The following is an 18,056-nucleotide window of genomic DNA, read 5'->3' as shown; positions in this document are numbered from 1 at the left end:
TCCGCACATTGGCGACCATGCAACGTGACTTGCGCAACATGATCGACGTGGTCCGGCGCAACGCCCACGGTGTCAGCGGCATGAGCGAGCAGCTCAGTCAGGGCTGCCATCAGGTCGCCGACAGCAGCCAGCAGCAAAGCGTTGCCGCCGGGACCATGGCGGCCGCCGCCAGTCAGATGACCGCCAGCATCGAGGAAATCACCCGCCACGCCGAACGTGCCCTGAGCATGGCCAATCAGGCGGAAACTCTAGCGAAGGAGGGCGGCGGGGTGATTCATCAAGTGGTCAGCGACATGGACGACATCGCCCGCTCGGCACAGCAGTCGGCGCAGGTGATCCGCACGCTGGATCAGGAATCCGAGGCGATCTTCAACATCATTCAGGTGATCAAGAGCATCGCCGACCAGACCAACCTGCTGGCGCTCAACGCCGCGATCGAGGCGGCGCGGGCAGGTGAACAGGGCCGTGGCTTTGCCGTGGTCGCGGATGAAGTGCGCAGTCTGGCCGCACGCACCAGCGCCTCGACCCAGGAAATTGCCGCAATGGTCGCGCGCATCCAGAGCAGCACGCGCGAGGCGGTCAACAGCATGGAGGCGGGCGTGGCGCAGGTCGACAAGGGCATGGCAGTGACGGCGGAAGTCGAGCGGGCGATTCGCGAGATCCTCGACGCCACGCTGAACACCACGCAACTGGTCAACGACATCACCCGCACGATTGGCGAACAGAGCCAGGCCAGTAACGAGATCGCCCATCAGGTGGAGATGATTGCCGGGATGAGCGAAGGCAACAGTCGGGTGATCGGGCAGACGGCGACGACCACCGATGAATTGTCGAATCTGGCGGGGCAGCTGGCGCGGTCGGTGGATCGGTTTCGGTTGTGATAGCGGTAGGATCCATTACATTTCTGGTGTCTATCACGGCCTTATCGCTGGCAAGCCAGCTCCCACAGGGTCTGATGTTGTGAATGCAACGGTGTGCACACCATTATCCACTGTGGGAGCGGGCTTGCCCGCGATTAGGCCAGCTCGGGCAACACTGAATCAAGCCAATGTGCCCTTAATCAGAACCTGAACGCCTGCCGCCCCACCAACAACCATTTCCCGCCCTGTTTCTGCCAGATCTGGAAATTTTCGATCTCGGTCGGAATCACCTCAGTCCCTTTCAACGCCAGCGCGGAGAAGTGGTGGCGCACCAATGCGGTATCGCCGGACATCGTGATGGTCTGCTTCTGCATCTCCAGGGTCTTGAATGCGCTGCGGCCGGTTTCGATGTCGGCGATGAATTCCTGCTTGTCCTGAATCTTGCCGCTGGAGTGGCCGTAGGTCAGGTTCGGCGCGGTCAGAGCGTTCAGTTCGGCGATGTCTTTGTGCAGCATCGCCTGGGTCAGGTGATCCACCGCTTGGGCCACTTCCTTTTCCGCTGGGGCAGGGGCGGCCATGGCGCAGGCGCTGAAGGCGCAGAACAAACCGATGAGGAGGCGGGATTTGGTCATGTTGTTTCCTTGTTGTTATTGGGTCGGAATGACTGGCTTAGTTTGTCAGTCATCGTACAACGTAGCAGGTTATTTTCTGCTTGAACAACGAGCCGTTCGCAATGATTTATCAAGTTGCGATGCGTATCGCGCAAAAAACTTTGCAGGCCAATGCCTGATCACGGTCATGTTTGGTGGCCCATGGCCGATAAGCCCCAGAGCGGAAAAAGACTTTCAAGTCGGGAACAGACGCGCGGGTTCGCCCTGACGTGATATTCTCCGCGCCAAATTTGCTTTGACTTAATTCGGTTGGCTGGCCTTTTCGGCGGGCCGACGGGATCCCTGTCGCTCAAGCAGCTGAAGCCAATAACGATAAGAAGTCAGTTCAGAAGGGACATTAACTGAGGTCGATGCCACATGTCGGCCTTGTGTGCCCACCCGTCAATATTGAAGTGTGCCGGATTGCGCGACGCCAGCCTGAGCGTCAACAAAGCGCAACGCAGACTGATAACAACGACGGGCGGAAGGCGTTTTATCATAGGTGCAACAGATGTTTAAGAAAGTGAACACAGCCTTGCTCGGTCTGGCTTTGGCGATGGGGATGTCGTCTGCCAATGCTGCCGAAGCCAAGAAAGTTGATGTCCTGCTGATCGGCGGCGGCATCATGAGCACCACCCTGGGTGTGTGGATCAATGAGCTGGAACCGACCTGGTCGATGGAAATGGTCGAGCGCCTCGATGGCGTCGCCCTGGAAAGCTCCAACGGCTGGAACAACGCCGGTACCGGTCACTCCGCCCTCGCCGAGCTGAACTACACCCCGGAAGACGACAAGGGCAACGTGACGATCCCGAAAGCTGTCGAGATCAACGAAGCGTTTCAGGTTTCCCGTCAGTTCTGGGCGTGGCAGGTTCAGCAGGGCGTGCTGAAGAACCCTCGTTCGTTCATCAACACCACTCCGCACATGAGCTTCGTGTGGGGCGATGACAACATCAAGTTCCTGAAAAAGCGCTACGAAGCGCTGCAGGCGAGCCCGCTGTTCGCTGGCATGCAGTATTCCGAAGATCCGGCTGTGATCAAGAAGTGGGTACCGCTGATGATGGAAGGGCGTGACCCGAACCAGAAAATCGCGGCCACCTGGAGCCCGCTGGGTACGGACATGAACTTCGGCGAAATCACCCGCCAGTTCGCCGCTCACCTGCAAACCAAACCCAACTTCGATCTGAAACTGTCGAGCGAAGTTGAAGACATCACCAAGAACGCCGATGGCACCTGGCGTGTGAGCTACAAAAACCTCAAGGACGGTACCAAGACCGAAACCGACGCCAAGTTCGTGTTCATCGGCGCTGGCGGCGGTGCTCTGCACCTGCTGCAGAAGTCGGGCATTCCTGAAGCCAAGGAATACGCAGGCTTCCCGGTTGGCGGCTCGTTCCTGGTGACCGAGAACCCGACGATTGCCGAGCAGCACCTGGCCAAGGCCTACGGTAAAGCTTCGGTTGGCGCGCCACCGATGTCCGTTCCGCACCTGGACACCCGTGTCCTGGACGGCAAGCGCGTCATTCTGTTTGGCCCGTTCGCGACCTTCAGCACCAAGTTCCTCAAGGAAGGTTCGTACTTCGACCTGCTGACCAGTACCACCACCCACAACATCTGGCCAATGACCAAGGTCGGCATCAAGGAATACCCGCTGGTCGAGTACCTTGCCGGGCAGTTGATGCTGTCGGATGAAGACCGCCTGAACGCGCTGAAGGAATACTTCCCGAACGCCAAGGCCGAAGACTGGCGCCTGTGGCAAGCCGGCCAGCGCGTGCAAATCATCAAGCGTGATGAAGCCGCTGGCGGCGTGCTGAAACTGGGCACCGAGATCGTTGCTTCGCAAGACGGCTCGATCGCTGGCCTGCTGGGCGCATCGCCAGGCGCGTCGACTGCTGCACCGATCATGCTGAGCGTGCTGCAGAAAGTCTTCAAAGACAAAGTCGCAACCCCTGAGTGGCAGACCAAGCTGCACCAGATCGTGCCGAGCTACGGCACCCAGCTGAACAGCGATCCGGCCAAAGTGGCTGCTGAGTGGGCTTACACCGCGAAAATCCTCGAACTGCCGACGCCTCCAGCGATCGGTCAGGTAGCTGCTCCGGCGGCACCTGCGGCTGACAAAGCCGTAGCGCCGAAGGAAAACGCTGCACGTGACATGGCTCTGTAACCAGAACCCTGACACACAAAACCCACTGAACCGGCGACGGTCAGTGGGTTTTTTTATACGCCGGACCTGTAGGCGCTGACGAGTGCACCGAGGCTGCGATCTTTTGACTTTGACTTTGACTTTGACGTTTGAAGATCAAGATCAGGATCAAAAGATCGCAGCCTCGTTGCACTCGTCAGCTCCTACGCTCCTACGGTCCGGGGTGGATTGAGGCTTTTGCGGACGCGAGATAGGCACCGAGGCGCCGACCCATTTCTTCGCCCAGTGCCTGCAACCCGCTCAGCGGCCGCACCATCACTTCAAACTCGACAATCTTGCCGTGTTCATCGAAGCGAATCATGTCGATGCCTTTGAGTTCCTTGCTGCCGACCCTGGCGCTGAATTCGAGAATCACGTTCAGGCCATCCGCCGTCGCCAACTCGCGGTGATAGGCGAAATCTTCGAAGACTTCAAACACGGTGTTGAGGATCATCGCCACCACCGGCGCGCCGGGGTAGGGCGTGTGGGCCATGGGCGAGCGGAACACAGCTTGCGGATCGAGCAGTTCAGGCAGGGCTTTGAGATTGCCGCTGCGGATCATCTCGTGCCAGCGCGCGAGGGATGCGGCGACGTTGGGCTGCAAGGCAAGGTCGGGCATGGTCACTCCGGTTTTTATTGTTGTCGGTCGGCAATGACTGTAGATCAACCGGACCGAAAGTGAATCCCCAAGTCTCAGCCTGAATACCGCTTCATGCCCGAAGCGGATCAGATGCGCATCTGATCCGTATTTTTCTGTTTCATCTGCCTCTGTATTCAGTACAGCCACAGGCTCAGAATGCCCCAGCAGTGCGGCCAATCACCCTCCGACCTCATTCCGAAGCGTCCGGTGCACCGCACACCCGCATCAAGGAGCGCGACATGTACAAGATGGCAATTTTTCTCGGCGGTTTTCTGACCTTGACCATTCTGATCGGCGTGCTGGCGACGATCTCCCCAGTCTGATCCGCACGCAGCTTTTTCGAACTCTGCCGATCTCCTGCTTTCAGTTGCAGAACAGGGCCAGCACGCGCCCGTCACTGACAGTTCGAGGAGTGAAACATGCGTACGACAACCTCGCAGGGACGTTGGGTTCCCATTGGTTTGATGGTCGCCGCGCTGACTGGCTGCGCGATGAGCAACACCGAGTCACCGGTGCAGACACCGGGTCAGGCCAAGGCCTCCGATACTGAAATGCTCGAAGTCGGCGCGCAGTGGTTGCAGGACAAACCGCCGATCCGCGCGTTGAACATGTACCTTGATGGCTTTCATTTTTACAACGGTCATCCCGGCGCGCAGATGGAAGCGCACCATTACTGCTCGGCGCTCAATGAGGAAGTGTTCCAGTGCGTGATCTACGACGGCAACACGGCTGAAGCGAAGTTGATGGGCGTGGAATACATCATCAGTCAGCGTCTGTTTACGCAATTGCCGGCAAAAGAAAAAGCCTTGTGGCACAGCCATGCCCACGAAGTGACTTCCGGCCAGTTGGTCGCGCCGGGCATCCCGCAAGTGGCGGAAAAGCGACTGATGGAAAAACTCGCCAATACTTATGGCAAGACTTGGCACACTTGGCACACCGATCAGGACAAGCAACTGCCGCTGGGCGTGCCGCAGTTGATGATGGGCTTTACCGCTGACGGTCAGGCCGATGCACAAATGGTCCGCCAGCGCGATCAGCGCCTGGGCATCGACAGTGCCGAAAAGAAAAAGGCTCGTGCCGGGATCAAACCGGCGCCTGTCGCAACGGGGGCTGATGCGTGGCAGAAGGGCAACGCCGTGCAGCTCAACGACCCGACCGGGCATCAGCACGTCACGCCGCGCTCGGCCACCTCTGGCGATGAAAATGCCCGGAGCGGCAGTCAGCCTTAGCTTTGGACAGTAGCTGGAAATGGTGTTGTCTGTACCGGCGTCATCGCGAGCAGGCTCACTCCTACATTTAAAATGCGTTCCCCCTGTAGGAGTGAGCCTGCTCGCGATGGCGTCCGTCTGATCGCTACATCCTTCAGCGATTCAACACATCCACAATCCACTGCAAATATTGCTCGCGCTCGGAAATCGAGTTATGCCCCGAGTCCGGCACCACCTTCAGCGTCGCCACGCCCGCGGGAAAACTCTCGAACAAGCGCTGCGTGCTGCTGCGCCCAATCACTTCGTCATCACTGGCCGCCAAGAGCAACGTCGGTGCGCGAATATGCGCCGCGTATCTGCCTGATTCGAAACGATCCTTGAGCAACCACTTCACCGGCACCCACGGGTATTGCCGTTCGGCGATTTCCTCAAGGCTGTTGAACGGCGTCACCAGGATCAGATTCTGCACCGGCCGCTGACTGGCCAGGCGCACCGCCACCCCCGAACCGAGGCTGCGTCCGATGACTGCAATCTGCGGGTGGCTGGCATACACCTGATCGAACAGCGCCAGCGCATCTTCGGCAATCGCGGCTTCCGATGGCGAGCCGGTGCTGCCACCAAAGCCCCGGTAATGCAGGAAATACAGCGCGTAGTCGGGAAACGCCTCGGCGAATTCCGGCAGATTTCGCGAGACGTCCTCGGCATTGCCGCCGAAATAGATCAGCGCCCGCGTTCCGCTGCGCTCTCGGTCAGTCACCCAGACCTCGGCATCCGGCATCGACAGTTTCAAGCGAGAATCCGCTGCAACCATGGCGGCAGGCTGGGGAAACCAGATCAGCGAGCGCTGAAACACGAACAGCGCGGCGGACAGCACCAGGTAAACGGCAACAATGAAAACGACGAGTGACATCAGGGTTCGGGACATTCGGCTACTTTTAACGGGGAGAGAGGTTGGCTGTGGCAGTGTAGTTCAGCGACTGTGCCTGACAGCCGGCGCACACACCATGCAACAGATCCGCGCAGCAGGAGGACTCGCATGCGCCACACTGAGGGTTATTCCCGCCGCCGCTTGCTCACCCTGGCTGCCCAGGCTGCGGCGCTGTTCACCATTGATCGGGCGTTGGCCAGCAGCGTACCGCCGACCGTCACTGCGCCGCCCACGGCAGGAGACCAGACCATGCAGACCCGCGCCATCCCTTCGAGCTCCGAGGCACTGCCCATGGTCGGGTTGGGCACCTATCGCGGTTTCGACGTCGCGCCGGGCGATCCGGTTTACCGGCAGTTGCCCGCCGTCCTCGAAGCGCTGTTCAGAAAGGGCGGCACGCTGATCGACAGCTCGCCCATGTACGGACGCGCCGAGCAGACCACCGGTGAACTGCTGTCGATCCACGAACCGCGCTCGCCGGCGTTTCTCGCCACGAAGGTGTGGACGCGCGGGCGCAAGGAGGGTATCGCGCAGATGGAGCAGTCCTTCAGTCTGCTGCAAACCGAACGCATCGACCTGATGCAGATTCACAATCTGCTCGACTGGCAAACCCACTTGCCGACCCTGCGCGAATGGCAGGAGCAGGGGCGGATTCGCTACATCGGCATCACCCATTACACCTCGTCGGCCTACGACGAGGTCGAGGCCGTGCTGAAAGCCGAAAAGCTGGATTTTCTGCAGATCAACTACGCCCTCGATGATCGCGCGGTCGAGAAACGCATCCTGCCGCTGTGCCGTGAGCGTGGGGTGGCGGTGATTTGTAATCGGCCGTTTGGCGGCGGCGATTTGCTCGCCCGGCTCAAGGGCAAGCCGCTGCCGGCGTGGGTCTCGGATGTACAGGTCAACAGTTGGCCGCAACTGGCACTGAAATTTCTCCTGGCGCACCCGGCGGTGACCTGTGTGATTCCCGGGACCAGCAATCCGCGCTACATGGCTGACAACGCCGGAGCCGGTTTTGGGCCGATGTTGACCGATGCGCAACGGCATCAGTTGATTGCGTTGCTGGGCTGAGCCGGGTCAACCGCGATAGCGCAACGCCTCCAGCAACAACGCAAACGCCGGCGCCGCCTGGCGTCGGCTCGGGTAGTACAGGTGATAACCGGAAAATGCCGGGCACCAGTCTCCCAGCACCTGGACCAGGCGACCGTCCGCCAGAAACGGCGCAACGACGTTTTCCGGGATGTAGCTCAAACCGAAACCGTCCAGCGCGGCGTCGAGCAATGGGTACACGCCATTCAGGGTGACCTGGCCGGAGACGCGCACTTTCAGGCTTTCACCATCCTTTTCGAACTCCCACGAATACAGTCCGCCATTGGTTGGCAGGCGCAGGTTGTTACAGGCGTGGTCGGTCAGGTCGCGCGGGGTTTGCGGTGCAGGGCGCCGGGCGAAGTAGGCGGGGGAGCCTACCACCGCCATGCGCATGTCCGGGCCAATGCGAGTGGCGATCATGCCTTGGGCGACGTCTTCGCCCAGGCGCACACCGGCATCGAAGCCTTGGCCGGCGATGTCGACGAAGCCATAGTCACAGCAAACCTCGACGGACACATCCGGGTACTGCGGCAGGAAATCCTGCAACACCGGACGCAGGATCCAGTTCAGCGAATGGTCGGTGGCGCTGATGCGGATCTTGCCCGCCGGGGTTTCGCGCAGGTTGCTCAGGGCGGCCAGTTCCACTTCGATTTCGTCGAAGCGCGGGCCGATGGTTTGCAGCAAGTGTTCGCCGGCCTCGGTCGGCGACACGCTGCGCGTGGTGCGGGTCAGCAGGCGCAGGCCGAGTCGCGCCTCGAGACTGCGAATTGTGTGGCTGAGCGCCGATTGCGACACGCCGAGTTTGGCTGCGGCCTTGGTGAAACTGCGTTCACGGGCGACGGCGAGAAAGGCGAGCAGGTCGGTGGCGTTTTCCCGGAGCATTGATGATCGTCCTGCATAAGTTTTTTCGGATTCTAGTCGATTATCCAAAGAGTGCGGATCGCTACAGTGGTTGCATCATTTATTGGAGGAAATGCCATGAACCCGATTGCTGCTTCTGCACTGACGCTCTCGCTGCTGGCTGGCGAGGTGTATGCCGCTGAAAATCCGCGTGTCACGGTCACACCGAATGGCTCGCAACCGTCGGCCAAAGGCCCGGCTGACTGGTTTACCGGCACGGTGCGGGTGGATGCGCCGTTCAAAGGTACCGACGAGGCGCGGGTCAGTGGCGCGACCGTAACGTTTGAGCCTGGCGCGCGAACGGCGTGGCATACCCATCCGCTGGGGCAGACATTGATCGTCACCTCGGGGGCAGGGTTCGTGCAGGAGTGGGGGCAGCCAGTGCGGGAAATCCGGCCGGGCGATACCGTGTGGATTGCTCCGGGCGCCAAGCATTGGCACGGGGCAACGCAGACGACGGCGATGAGTCATATCGCGATTGCCGAAGTGCTGGATGGCAAGGTGGTGGACTGGATGGAGCAGGTCGGTGATGAGCAATATCCGAAGACCGAGTGAAACCGTTCCCCTCACCCCAGCCCTCTCCCGAGGGAGAGGGAGCCGATTGGGGGATGCTCGAGACGTTCGGCATTCTGCAAACGTGGTGGTGAATCCACTCGACCCCTAGCACCCCATGCAGGTGCGCTAACAGCATGCGACTCACCCCAGGCGTCTCCCGGGGGAGTGAGAGCCGACCGAGGTGTCTTGCGATGTGCATCGACCTGAACTTGCCGTTGCGATTATGGATACACAGAAAGACTTTCACGTCGCTGCACATCCTGAATATACCCGGATCGGTCCCCTCTCCCTTTGGGAGAGGGCTAGGGTGAGGGGCTTTTCGCTTCAGATCATCTCCGGCAACGAATCAAGAATCTTGTCCAGCGTAATCGGATACTCCCGCACCCTCGCGCCGGTGGCGTTGTAGATTGCATTCGCCACCGCCGCACTCACGCCGCAAATCCCCAATTCACCCACGCCCTTGGCTTTCATCGGCGATGAAATCGGGTCGGTCTCTTCGAGGAAGATCACTTCCTGATGCGGTATGTCGGCGTGCACCGGCACCTCATACCCGGCGAGGTCATGGTTGACGAAAAAGCCCAGACGCTTGTCCACCGCCAGTTCTTCCATCAATGCGGCGCCGACGCCCATGGTCATCGCGCCGATGACCTGACTGCGCGCCGACGTCGGGTTGAGAATTCGCCCCGCCGCGCACACCGCGAGCATGCGCCGCACGCGGACTTCGCCAGTGGCAGCATCGACCGCGACTTCGACGAAATGCGCGCCGAAGGTCGATTGCTGATACTTCTCGGCCAGATCACCGAACTCGATGCTGTCCTCGCCGACCAGTGCGCCGCCTTCAGCCGCGTTGCGCAGCGGCAGGCTCTTGCTGCCGACGCGCACCTGACCATCGGCGAACTCCGCCTGATCCGCCGCGAGTCCCAGCTTCTGCGCCACCGCTTCACGCAGTTTCACACAGGCGGCATAGACGCCCGAGGTCGAGCAGTTCCCACCAAACTGACCGCCAGAACCAGCCGAAACCGGAAAGTCCGAGTCGCCCAGACGCACGACTACATCATCGAGACCAACGCCCATCATCTCGGCAGCGGTCTGCGCGATAATCGTGTAGCTGCCGGTGCCGATATCGGTCATGTCGGTTTCGACGACGACTTTGCCGTCACGCTCCAGGCGCACACGGGCTCCGGACTTGACCAGCAGGTTGTTGCGAAACGCCGCCGCCACGCCCATGCCGATCAGCCAACGGCCTTCACGACGGCTGCCCGGTTGCGCCTTGCGCTGATCCCAGCCGAATTTCTCCGCGCCGATCTGCAGGCATTTGACCAGTTGACGCTGGGAGAACGGCCGCTCGGTTTTCACCGGGTCGACTTGAGTGTCGTTAGCGATGCGGAACAGCACCGGGTCCATCTTCAGCTGTTCGGCCATTTCGTCCATGGCAATTTCCAGCACCATCAGCCCCGGCGCTTCACCCGGCGCGCGCATGGCGTTGCCTTCAGGCAGGTCGAGCGGGGCGAGGCGCATGCTGACGCGGCGGTTTTCTGCGGCATAGAGCAACTGGCTCGGTTGCGCGGCCAGTTCGACCTTGCCGTCAGCAAGGTTGCCTGACCAGCCTTCATGGGCGATGGCGGTCAGCTTGCCGTCCGCCGTTGCGCCCATGCGGATGCGCTGAATCGTAGCCGGGCGATGGGTGGTGTTGTTGGCCATTTGCGGGCGGGCGAGGGCGACTTTCACCGGCCGCCCCGCCATGCGCGCGCCGAGAGCGGCGAGGATTACGTCGGCGCGAATAAACAGCTTGCCGCCGAAACCACCGCCGATGTACGGCGAGACCAAACGCACTTTTTCCTTCGGCAGGCCGAGGGTTTTCGCAATGTCGCCGACACTCCAGGCGACCATCTGGTTCGACGTCCACACGGTCAGTTGATCGCCTTTCCACGCGGCCAGTGTGGCGTGCGGTTCCATCATCGCGTGGGACTGGTCTGGCGTGGTGTAGGTCTGATCGAACTGCACCGGCGCGGCGGTGAAGGCCTTGTCGAAGTCGCCGTGATTGACGTCGGGCAACTCGTCTTTCGGCTCGACGCCGAGGTCTTTGACGCTGGCCAGATCGAACTTGCCTTCGCTGGTCTCGTAATCGACCCTGACCAATTGCGCGGCGGCGCGGGCCTGTTCGAAGGTCTCGGCAACCACCAATGCAACGGCTTGCTGGTAATGCTGCACTTCGGGACCAGCGAGCAGATGCGCAGCGTTGTAATCACCCTTGTCGAGCTTGCCGGCGTTCTCGGCAGTAACGATCGCCAGCACGCCGGGCGCCGCTTTGGCCTCGCCCAGATGTATGGCTTTGATCCGGCCTTTGGCGATCGCCGAATCGACCATGAAACCGTAGGCCTGATTGGCTGCCGCTTCATGTTGTTCATAGGCGTAAGTGGCCTGGCCGCTGGTTTTCAGCGGGCCTTCAACGCGCTCGGTGGGCTGGCCGACGACCTTCAGGCGGTCGATGGGATTGGTGGTGGCGGGCGTGTCGAATTTCATGCGGTTTCCCTCGCTTGCGCCAACACCGAGGCCAGCGTGCGCTCGACCAGTGTCAGTTTGAATTGGTTGTCATCGGTGGGCGTCGCGCCTTCAAGCAGGCGTTCGCTGACTGCTTTGGCACCCTTGGGCAGCAACGCTTCAGCGGCTTCGACCCGCCACGGTTTCGGTGCAATGCCGCCGACGGCGACGCGGCCGGTGCCGTCCTTTTGCAGGATCAGACCGACCGAGACCAAGGCAAACGCGTAAGACGAGCGATCCCGCACCTTGTGATAAATGTGCGTGCCGCCAACCGGCGCCGGCAGGGTCACGGCGGTAATGAATTCGCCGGGCGTGAGGCTGGTTTCGACGTGCGGCGTGTTGCCCGGCAATTGATGGAAATCGGCCATGGCAATGCTGCGCGTGCTGCCGTCAGGCTTGACCGTTTCGATCTGCGCATCCAGCGCGCGCATGGCGATGGCCATGTCGCTCGGGTGGGTGGCGATGCAAGCGTCGCTGACGCCGATGATCCCCAACTGCCGGGTGACCCCGCCGATCGCCGCGCAACCGCTGCCTGGATTGCGTTTGTTGCACGCCTGGTGGGTGTCGTAGAAGTACGGGCAGCGGGTGCGTTGCAGCAGGTTGCCGGCGGTGGTCGCCATATTGCGCAGCTGCCCGGAAGCCCCGGCGAGCAGGGCGCGGGAGAGCAGAGCGTAGTCCTTGCGCACGCGCGCGTCGGCGGCCAGATCGGTGTTGCGCACCAGCGCGCCGATGCGCAGTCCGCCTTCGGGTGTTGCTTCGATCTGGTCCAGGCCGAGGTGGTTGATATCGATCAGGTGGACTGGGGTTTCGATGTCGAGTTTCATCAGGTCAAGCAGGTTGGTGCCGCCGGCGATGAACTTGGCGCCTTCGACGTGCGCAGCCTGGGAAGCGGCTGCGGCAGGTGAGTCGGCGCGGCTGTAATTGAAGGCTCTCATGCCGGCACCTCCGCGACTTCAGTGATGGCTTCGATGATGTTCGAGTAAGCGCCACAGCGGCAGATATTGCCGCTCATGCGCTCCTGCAGTTCGGCGGCGATCAGTTTCGGCGGCTCGGTCAGGCTCGGGCTGACGTGGCTGGGAATGCCGTCGCGGATCTCTTTGAGCACAGCGACCGCCGAGCAGATCTGCCCCGGCGTGCAGTAGCCACACTGATAACCGTCGTGCTTGATGAACGCGGCCTGCATCGGGTGCAGCTTGTCCGGCATGCCGAGGCCTTCGATGGTGGTCACCTCACTGCCGTCGTGCATCACCGCCAGGGTCAGGCAGGAGTTGATCCGCCGACCGTCGGCGATCACCGTGCAGGCGCCGCACTGGCCGTGGTCGCAGCCTTTCTTGGTGCCGGTCAGGTGCAGGTGTTCGCGCAAGGCGTCGAGCAGAGTGGTGCGGGTGTCTACTTCGAGGGTTTGCGGTTTACCGTTGACTTGCAGGGTAACTTGACTCATGGCCGGTTGCTCCAGACTGGCCGCGTAGGCCTTGAGGCTGATAAAGGGGGGCATAGCGAACGCCGTCGCGGTTACGGCGCCGAGGATCATGAAGTTGCGTCGGGAAATCGGCATGGTTCGATTCCTTTTCTCTCATCGGGCGGCAGGATTGCAAAAGGCCCAAACGGGCGCGCCGGCATGCATGCCAGTCTCGTAAAAGGAGTGACCGCAGCGGGAGGGAAAAGGTTTTGTCGGATTTGCGCTAAAGAGTTATGTGCGCAGCTCATCAATCTGCAGATCACACAAAAAACCTGTAGGAGTGAGCCTGCTCGCGATAGCGGTGTGTCAGTTAATGCTGATTCGACTGACACACCGCTATCGCTGGCAAGCCAGCTCCCACAGGGTTCCGAGTTGTTAATCCAATTGCATTCACAACATCAAACCTGTGGGAGCTGGCTTGCCAGCGATGAGGCCGACGCGTTCACTCTGAATCTAATGCCCACCCACCACCATCGAGGTAAACGGTGCGACGTACGCCTGCAATGTCACCAGTCCGCCGACCAGAATCGCCAGCACGATCGAGTGGAAGAACACGTAACGCAGGATCTCGCCCTCATGCCCGTACCAACGGGTCGCGGTGGAGGCGACGACGATCGACTGCGCGTCGACCATTTTGCCCATCACCCCACCGGAACTGTTCGCTGCCGCCATCAGCACCGGACTGATACCCAGCTGTTCCGACGTTACCCGCTGCAATCCGCCAAACAGCACGTTTGACGCGGTATCGGAACCAGTCAGCGCCACCCCCAGCCAGCCGAGCAGCGTGCCGAACATCGGGTAGAAAATCCCCGTCGCCGCAAACGCCAGGCCCATGGTCGCATCCAGTCCCGAATAGCGGGTGAGGAAGCCCAGCGCGAGCATCGCCGCAATCGTGATCAGCGAAAACCGCACCACCCACAATGTGCGCAGGTACTGCTTGATCAATTGCGGGATCGAATAACCCATCAGCAAGCCGCCAACGATCGCCGCCAGCAAGATCCCGCTGCCGGTCGCGGTCAGCCAGGTGAACTTGTAAATCGCTTCCTCGGCTTTCGGCGCTGCGACAACCGGCGGTACTTTTTCTATTTGCAGATGCAGACCGGTGAAGGTCACCGCCGGGGCGAAGATCGGATTGGCCTCGCGTACCGGTTTGCCTTGCGGGTCGAGCTTGGCCGATTGCGTGACCGGGTCGATCACCGGGCGCGTATCGAACATGTTCTTGAAGCCCTGCGTGCCCCAGGCAAACACGAACACCGTGAGAATGATCCACGGCATCCACGCGCGCATCACTGCCGGGCGCGCCTGATCGCTGAACGCGGCGCTGGCGGTGACTGTTTCTTCGTCGACCTTGGAGTTGTCGACGCGCCCGGACAGCGCTGCCGAGGTGTGGATGGTCGCTGGTTTCCACACCTTGAGGAACAGCGTCAGACAGGCCATGGAAATCAGCGCAGCGATGACGTCCACCAGCATCGGCCCGTGGTAGTTGGACACGAGAAATTGCGGGATGGCGAAACTCACCCCGGCCACCAGAATCGCCGGCCACACCTCGAGCATCTTGCGCCACCCGGCAAAGGCCCAGATCAACCAGAACGGCACCAGCACCGAGAAGAACGGCAACTGCCGCCCGACCATCATCGACAGCTCCATCTCGTCCAGCCCGGTGACTTTGGCCAGGGTGATGATCGGCGTGCCCAGCGCACCGAAAGCCACTGGCGCAGTGTTGGCGATCAGCGCCAGGCCCGATGCGGCCAATGGCGAAAAACCCAGGCCGATCAGAATCGCACCGGTCACCGCCACCGGCGTGCCAAAGCCTGCCGCGCCTTCGAAGAACGCACCGAAACAGAAGGCGATCAGCAGCAATTGCAGACGTCGATCATCGGTGATGCGCGCGAGGGAATCCTGCAACACTTTGAACGAACCGTTTTCGGTGGTCAGGCGATGCAGAAAGATGATGTTGAGGACGATCCAGCCGATCGGCAGCAAGCCATTCGCCGCGCCGAACAGCGCGGCCGAGCCGGCCATGCCCGCTGGCATGTCGAAGGCGAAGATCGAGATCAGCAGGGCGGACGCGAGCGCCAGCAAGGCTGCCAGATGTGCCTTGACGTGAAAGAACGCCAGCGCCGCGAGCATCACCACCACCGGCACCGCGGCCATCAGCGTGGAGAGCACCGGGTTGCCGAACGGGTCGTAGATTTGCTGCCAGACCATGGTCCACCTCTGCTTATTGTTATTGAGGGCGCAGATCCATTGCATGGGGGTTGGTTGCAAGCAGTATAGGTGGCATTCCGCCGCCGTTCGGGCATGGCGAACGGGCCGACCAACGGTCGATAGTGGCCACTGAATCAACGTGCTTTTGCCCGGTCGTATCTGCGGCTGCGCGCACTGCGTCCCGAAGACGCGGGCAGCGTGGCGATTTCCGTCGTCAAGACCTTGGGTTTTAGGGAAGTGTTGAATGAAGCAAGCGACAACGATGCTGCTCACTGTGACCGCCGCCGTATTGCTGAGCGGCTGTATTGCGGATTTTGATGATGACCACCGCCATGGCCGGCACTACGACCGCGACCACGGCCGCTATTACGACCATGACCGGCGTTGGGACGACCGCGATGACGACCGCCGCGATGGCCGTCGTTATCACCGTGATCGCGATGATGACTGATTGAATGAAGAGGGCGTTCCCGTTAAAGGAACGCCCTCTGTGCATCAGCCTTCAGTTGAAAAAACGAGCGTTCGCCTGGACGCGGGATCGCGCAGGCACCGAGGCCTCGTGATCGAGCAGATGGGTGGCGAGTATGTCGCTCAGAAAACGGAACTGATCGTTGAGGCCGACCACTTCATTGCTGAAATGATTGCTGGCGGCGGGCATCAGCAGATCGTCGAAATCTTCGTTGAACACCAGTGTCTGCGCCTTGCGCGGCACCACGTGCTGTTGGTAGTAGTTGCTGCCGAACACCGGGAAACTCACGGAGAGGGTGACTTGGGTGTGGATCATGATGTGAACGCCTCGTTGTGTTTCGGATGAGTCAATCGTGCCTTTCATCATGGGAGGGCGGAAGGCAATCGTGGCGATGGTGGATATCGATGGTGGTGATGGTTGAGGTTTGCGGTGCTGCTGATGGCGCCTTCGCGAGCAGGCTCGCTCCCACAGGTGCAACACATTTCAAATGTGGGAGCGAGCCTGCTCGCGAAGAGGCCGGAACCTTCAGCATCGGAATCGACTGACCTGCCTATACTCAAACCTGCACCTCCCCAAGCCAAAGGACACCACCACCGTGAACCCACGCGCGCTGGTCGTCGCCGCACTGTTTCTGCTGGCCGGCTGCGCCTCCTCGGCTCGGGCGCCGGTGAGCGCGCCGCAGGCGGTGGTGGTGTCGGCGCAAACCTGGCAGCAGATCGACCGCGAGATCCTCAGCGCATCGCAACAGGCCACCGAGCAGGTCAAGCTGTTCGCCCGTGGCTCGATGGAACATTGGCGCACTCGGGTCTATCAGCAAACTGAAGAAAATTTCATCCCTTGGTTCAGCAGCTACTGGACCCAGGAATGGCTGTCGATGAAGGTCAGTTGGTACACGATCAGCGCCGGCGGTGAGCAGGATGCTTCGGCGAAACGGCTGGCGGCGTATCTGCTTGAGCAATATCAGGAAAAAGTCCTCGCGCCGGTAGCAGTGGAGATCGATCCGGATGCGATTCTGGCGCAGGCCACGGCGTTCTATGCGCAGTTGATGGCGCAGCAGATGCCGCTCATCGCCCAGCGTCACGGTGTGCCGATTGCGCAGCTCAACGGACGCTTGCAGAAGATCCCGGCCATCGCCCTCGGCCCGCCGCCGGCGCGGGATGCTTCGCTGTTCAAAGTCATCAGCACCGAGCCGCTGAACACCCTCCCGGCGTACGCCGCACTGATCGACAAGATCCACACCGACGGCGGCGCCAAGGGCATTTCCTCCACCGAAGCAGCCATGGCCCCGGTGGCCAAGCGCGCCAGCCAGCGCATCGAAGCCGAAATGGCCCCGCGCGGCGCCGCCAGTGCGGTGGCGGCAGCGGCGGGTAAACTCGCCGGGGCGATGATTTCGGTCGGCGTGGCCGGCATACGCGCAATCATCCAGGCCAACGACCGCCCCGACAGCGAAGCGCTGATCCGCAGCAGCCTGGGCAACACCTTCGACAAGGCCTGGCAGAAGCTGCTGCAGAACCCGACCACTGGGGTGATGGCCGGCACGTTGCACATGGCCGGGCAGGTTGAAGGTAATTTGGGCGTGAGTGAGCAAACGCCTATCGGTGTGAGCGCTGTGCCATAGCGCCTGCACCTGTGAAGTTTTGTTGGTGGCGGTCGCGCCCGGATCAGAGCGGATGCTAGTCTTGCGCAACGCTGTTGTCAGGGAGCCCACATGGGCAATCACAAGATCGAGATTCGCCGCAGTAACGTCGAGAAAATCCTGCTGGCGGCGGAAAAGGTTTTCGCCGAAAAAGGCTTCGGCAGCACCGCCATGGCGGACATCGCTGCCGAAGTGCAGTTGCCGCGTTCCAATCTGCATTACTACTTCAGCACCAAGAGCGAGCTGTACAGCGCAGTGCTGTTCGATCTGCTGGAAGTGTGGAAGCAGGACGCGCTGTGCTTCGAGATGTTCGACGACCCGCGCGTGGTGCTGAGCAGTTACATCCGCGCCAAGATGAATCATTCGCGCAGCCGGCCCTATGGCTCGAAAGTCTGGGCCAACGAGATCATCCACGGCGCGCCGACCCTGGGCGAAGCGCTGGATGCGAGCCTGTATGACTGGGCGAAGATGAAGGAAGCGAAGATTCGCCAGTGGGTCGAGGACAAGCGGATCCTGCCGGTGGAGCCTTCGGGTTTGCTGTACATGATCTGGGCGTCGACCCAGCACTACGCCGACTTTGATCATCAGGTGAACATTCTCAATGATCACCAGCCGTTGTCGGATATGCAGTTCGAGCGGGCGGTGCAGACCGTGACAGGTGTGATTTTGCGCGGGATCGGGCTGGAGCCTTGAAGAGCACCATCAAGGGCTTACCCTCACCCCAGCCCTCTCCCAGAGGG

General features: G+C 61.0%; 18 protein-coding genes. 9 read left to right on the top strand and 9 right to left on the bottom strand.

Annotated features, from left to right (window positions below; all coding sequences use genetic code 11):
- The first annotated feature begins 17 nt into the window (after positions 1-17).
- Positions 18-881 (top strand): methyl-accepting chemotaxis protein, encoded by an 864-nt coding sequence (locus AB4N41_RS24235; RefSeq protein ID WP_374046354.1) that lies wholly within the window; start codon positions 18-20, stop codon positions 879-881.
- Between the two features lie 179 nt (positions 882-1,060).
- Here the strand turns inward: AB4N41_RS24235 and AB4N41_RS24230 are convergent, their stop codons facing one another.
- Entirely contained in the window at positions 1,061-1,492 is a 432-nt protein-coding gene (locus AB4N41_RS24230) for a nuclear transport factor 2 family protein (RefSeq protein ID WP_252876504.1), read from the bottom strand.
- Positions 1,493-2,021: 529 nt separating this feature from the next.
- On the opposite strand from AB4N41_RS24230, the gene mqo reads away from it, so the two are divergent.
- Positions 2,022-3,668 (top strand): malate dehydrogenase (quinone), encoded by a 1,647-nt coding sequence (mqo, locus tag AB4N41_RS24225; RefSeq protein ID WP_041480875.1) that lies wholly within the window; start codon positions 2,022-2,024, stop codon positions 3,666-3,668.
- 190 nt (positions 3,669-3,858) lie between these two features.
- Here the strand turns inward: mqo and AB4N41_RS24220 are convergent, their stop codons facing one another.
- A complete protein-coding gene (locus AB4N41_RS24220) occupies positions 3,859-4,305 on the bottom strand; it encodes a nuclear transport factor 2 family protein (protein ID WP_252876503.1) in 447 nt (148 codons plus the stop codon).
- Between the two features lie 188 nt (positions 4,306-4,493).
- On the opposite strand from AB4N41_RS24220, the gene AB4N41_RS24215 reads away from it, so the two are divergent.
- Together AB4N41_RS24215 and AB4N41_RS24210 are read left to right on the top strand one after the other, a co-directional pair.
- Entirely contained in the window at positions 4,494-4,649 is a 156-nt protein-coding gene (locus tag AB4N41_RS24215; protein WP_172833990.1) for a hypothetical protein, read from the top strand.
- A gap of 96 nt (positions 4,650-4,745) precedes the next feature.
- Positions 4,746-5,555, top strand: a complete 810-nt coding sequence (locus AB4N41_RS24210; protein WP_056789164.1) for an OBAP family protein — start codon at positions 4,746-4,748, stop codon at positions 5,553-5,555.
- Between the two features lie 133 nt (positions 5,556-5,688).
- On the opposite strand, the gene AB4N41_RS24205 is transcribed toward AB4N41_RS24210, so the two are convergent.
- Positions 5,689-6,459 (bottom strand): alpha/beta hydrolase, encoded by a 771-nt coding sequence (locus AB4N41_RS24205; RefSeq protein ID WP_252876502.1) that lies wholly within the window; start codon positions 6,457-6,459, stop codon positions 5,689-5,691.
- A gap of 111 nt (positions 6,460-6,570) precedes the next feature.
- Here AB4N41_RS24205 and AB4N41_RS24200 point away from each other — a divergent pair, with 111 nt between their 5' ends.
- Complete coding sequence (locus AB4N41_RS24200) at positions 6,571-7,530, top strand: aldo/keto reductase (RefSeq protein ID WP_252876501.1); 960 nt, start codon at positions 6,571-6,573, stop codon at positions 7,528-7,530.
- A 6-nt stretch (positions 7,531-7,536) separates the two neighbouring features.
- Here the strand turns inward: AB4N41_RS24200 and AB4N41_RS24195 are convergent, their stop codons facing one another.
- A complete protein-coding gene (locus AB4N41_RS24195; RefSeq protein ID WP_056789167.1) occupies positions 7,537-8,430 on the bottom strand; it encodes a LysR family transcriptional regulator in 894 nt (297 codons plus the stop codon).
- Positions 8,431-8,526: 96 nt separating this feature from the next.
- On the opposite strand from AB4N41_RS24195, the gene AB4N41_RS24190 reads away from it, so the two are divergent.
- Complete coding sequence (locus AB4N41_RS24190) at positions 8,527-9,003, top strand: (R)-mandelonitrile lyase (protein WP_252876500.1); 477 nt, start codon at positions 8,527-8,529, stop codon at positions 9,001-9,003.
- 324 nt (positions 9,004-9,327) lie between these two features.
- Here AB4N41_RS24190 and paoC read toward each other — a convergent pair whose 3' ends face one another.
- The 4 genes from paoC to AB4N41_RS24170 all read right to left on the bottom strand — a co-directional run bounded on the left by paoC (position 9,328) and on the right by AB4N41_RS24170 (position 15,211).
- On the bottom strand, positions 9,328-11,526 hold the full coding sequence (gene paoC, locus AB4N41_RS24185) for an aldehyde oxidoreductase molybdenum-binding subunit PaoC (RefSeq protein WP_252876499.1): 2,199 nt from the start codon (positions 11,524-11,526) through the stop codon (positions 9,328-9,330).
- Positions 11,523-12,479, bottom strand: a complete 957-nt coding sequence (locus AB4N41_RS24180; RefSeq protein WP_252876498.1) for an FAD binding domain-containing protein — start codon at positions 12,477-12,479, stop codon at positions 11,523-11,525. Before AB4N41_RS24180 ends, paoC begins: the two co-directional genes overlap by 4 nt.
- A complete protein-coding gene (gene paoA / locus AB4N41_RS24175; RefSeq protein WP_041480864.1) occupies positions 12,476-13,099 on the bottom strand; it encodes an aldehyde dehydrogenase iron-sulfur subunit PaoA in 624 nt (207 codons plus the stop codon). The genes AB4N41_RS24180 and paoA overlap by 4 nt, the downstream gene beginning before the upstream one ends.
- Positions 13,100-13,456: 357 nt before the next feature.
- Positions 13,457-15,211: an L-lactate permease gene (locus tag AB4N41_RS24170; protein WP_016775136.1), complete on the bottom strand. Its 1,755-nt coding sequence runs from the start codon at positions 15,209-15,211 to the stop codon at positions 13,457-13,459.
- Positions 15,212-15,455: 244 nt separating this feature from the next.
- Here AB4N41_RS24170 and AB4N41_RS24165 point away from each other — a divergent pair, with 244 nt between their 5' ends.
- Positions 15,456-15,662 carry a hypothetical protein gene (locus tag AB4N41_RS24165; RefSeq protein WP_016775135.1) on the top strand — a complete coding sequence of 69 codons (207 nt, stop codon included), beginning with the start codon at positions 15,456-15,458 and terminating at the stop codon, positions 15,660-15,662.
- A 51-nt stretch (positions 15,663-15,713) separates the two neighbouring features.
- Here AB4N41_RS24165 and AB4N41_RS24160 read toward each other — a convergent pair whose 3' ends face one another.
- Positions 15,714-15,995 carry a hypothetical protein gene (locus AB4N41_RS24160; RefSeq protein WP_041480860.1) on the bottom strand — a complete coding sequence of 94 codons (282 nt, stop codon included), beginning with the start codon at positions 15,993-15,995 and terminating at the stop codon, positions 15,714-15,716.
- 280 nt (positions 15,996-16,275) lie between these two features.
- On the opposite strand from AB4N41_RS24160, the gene AB4N41_RS24155 reads away from it, so the two are divergent.
- Together AB4N41_RS24155 and AB4N41_RS24150 are read left to right on the top strand one after the other, a co-directional pair.
- Positions 16,276-17,298, top strand: coding sequence for a hypothetical protein (locus AB4N41_RS24155; RefSeq protein WP_252876497.1), 1,023 nt, complete (start codon positions 16,276-16,278; stop codon positions 17,296-17,298).
- Between the two features lie 90 nt (positions 17,299-17,388).
- A complete protein-coding gene (locus tag AB4N41_RS24150) occupies positions 17,389-18,009 on the top strand; it encodes a TetR/AcrR family transcriptional regulator (protein WP_024013291.1) in 621 nt (206 codons plus the stop codon).
- Positions 18,010-18,056: the final 47 nt, after the last annotated feature.

This window comes from Pseudomonas sp. S2_A10 (genome assembly GCF_054668465.1).
This window is presented reverse-complemented; position numbering and strand designations above follow the sequence as displayed.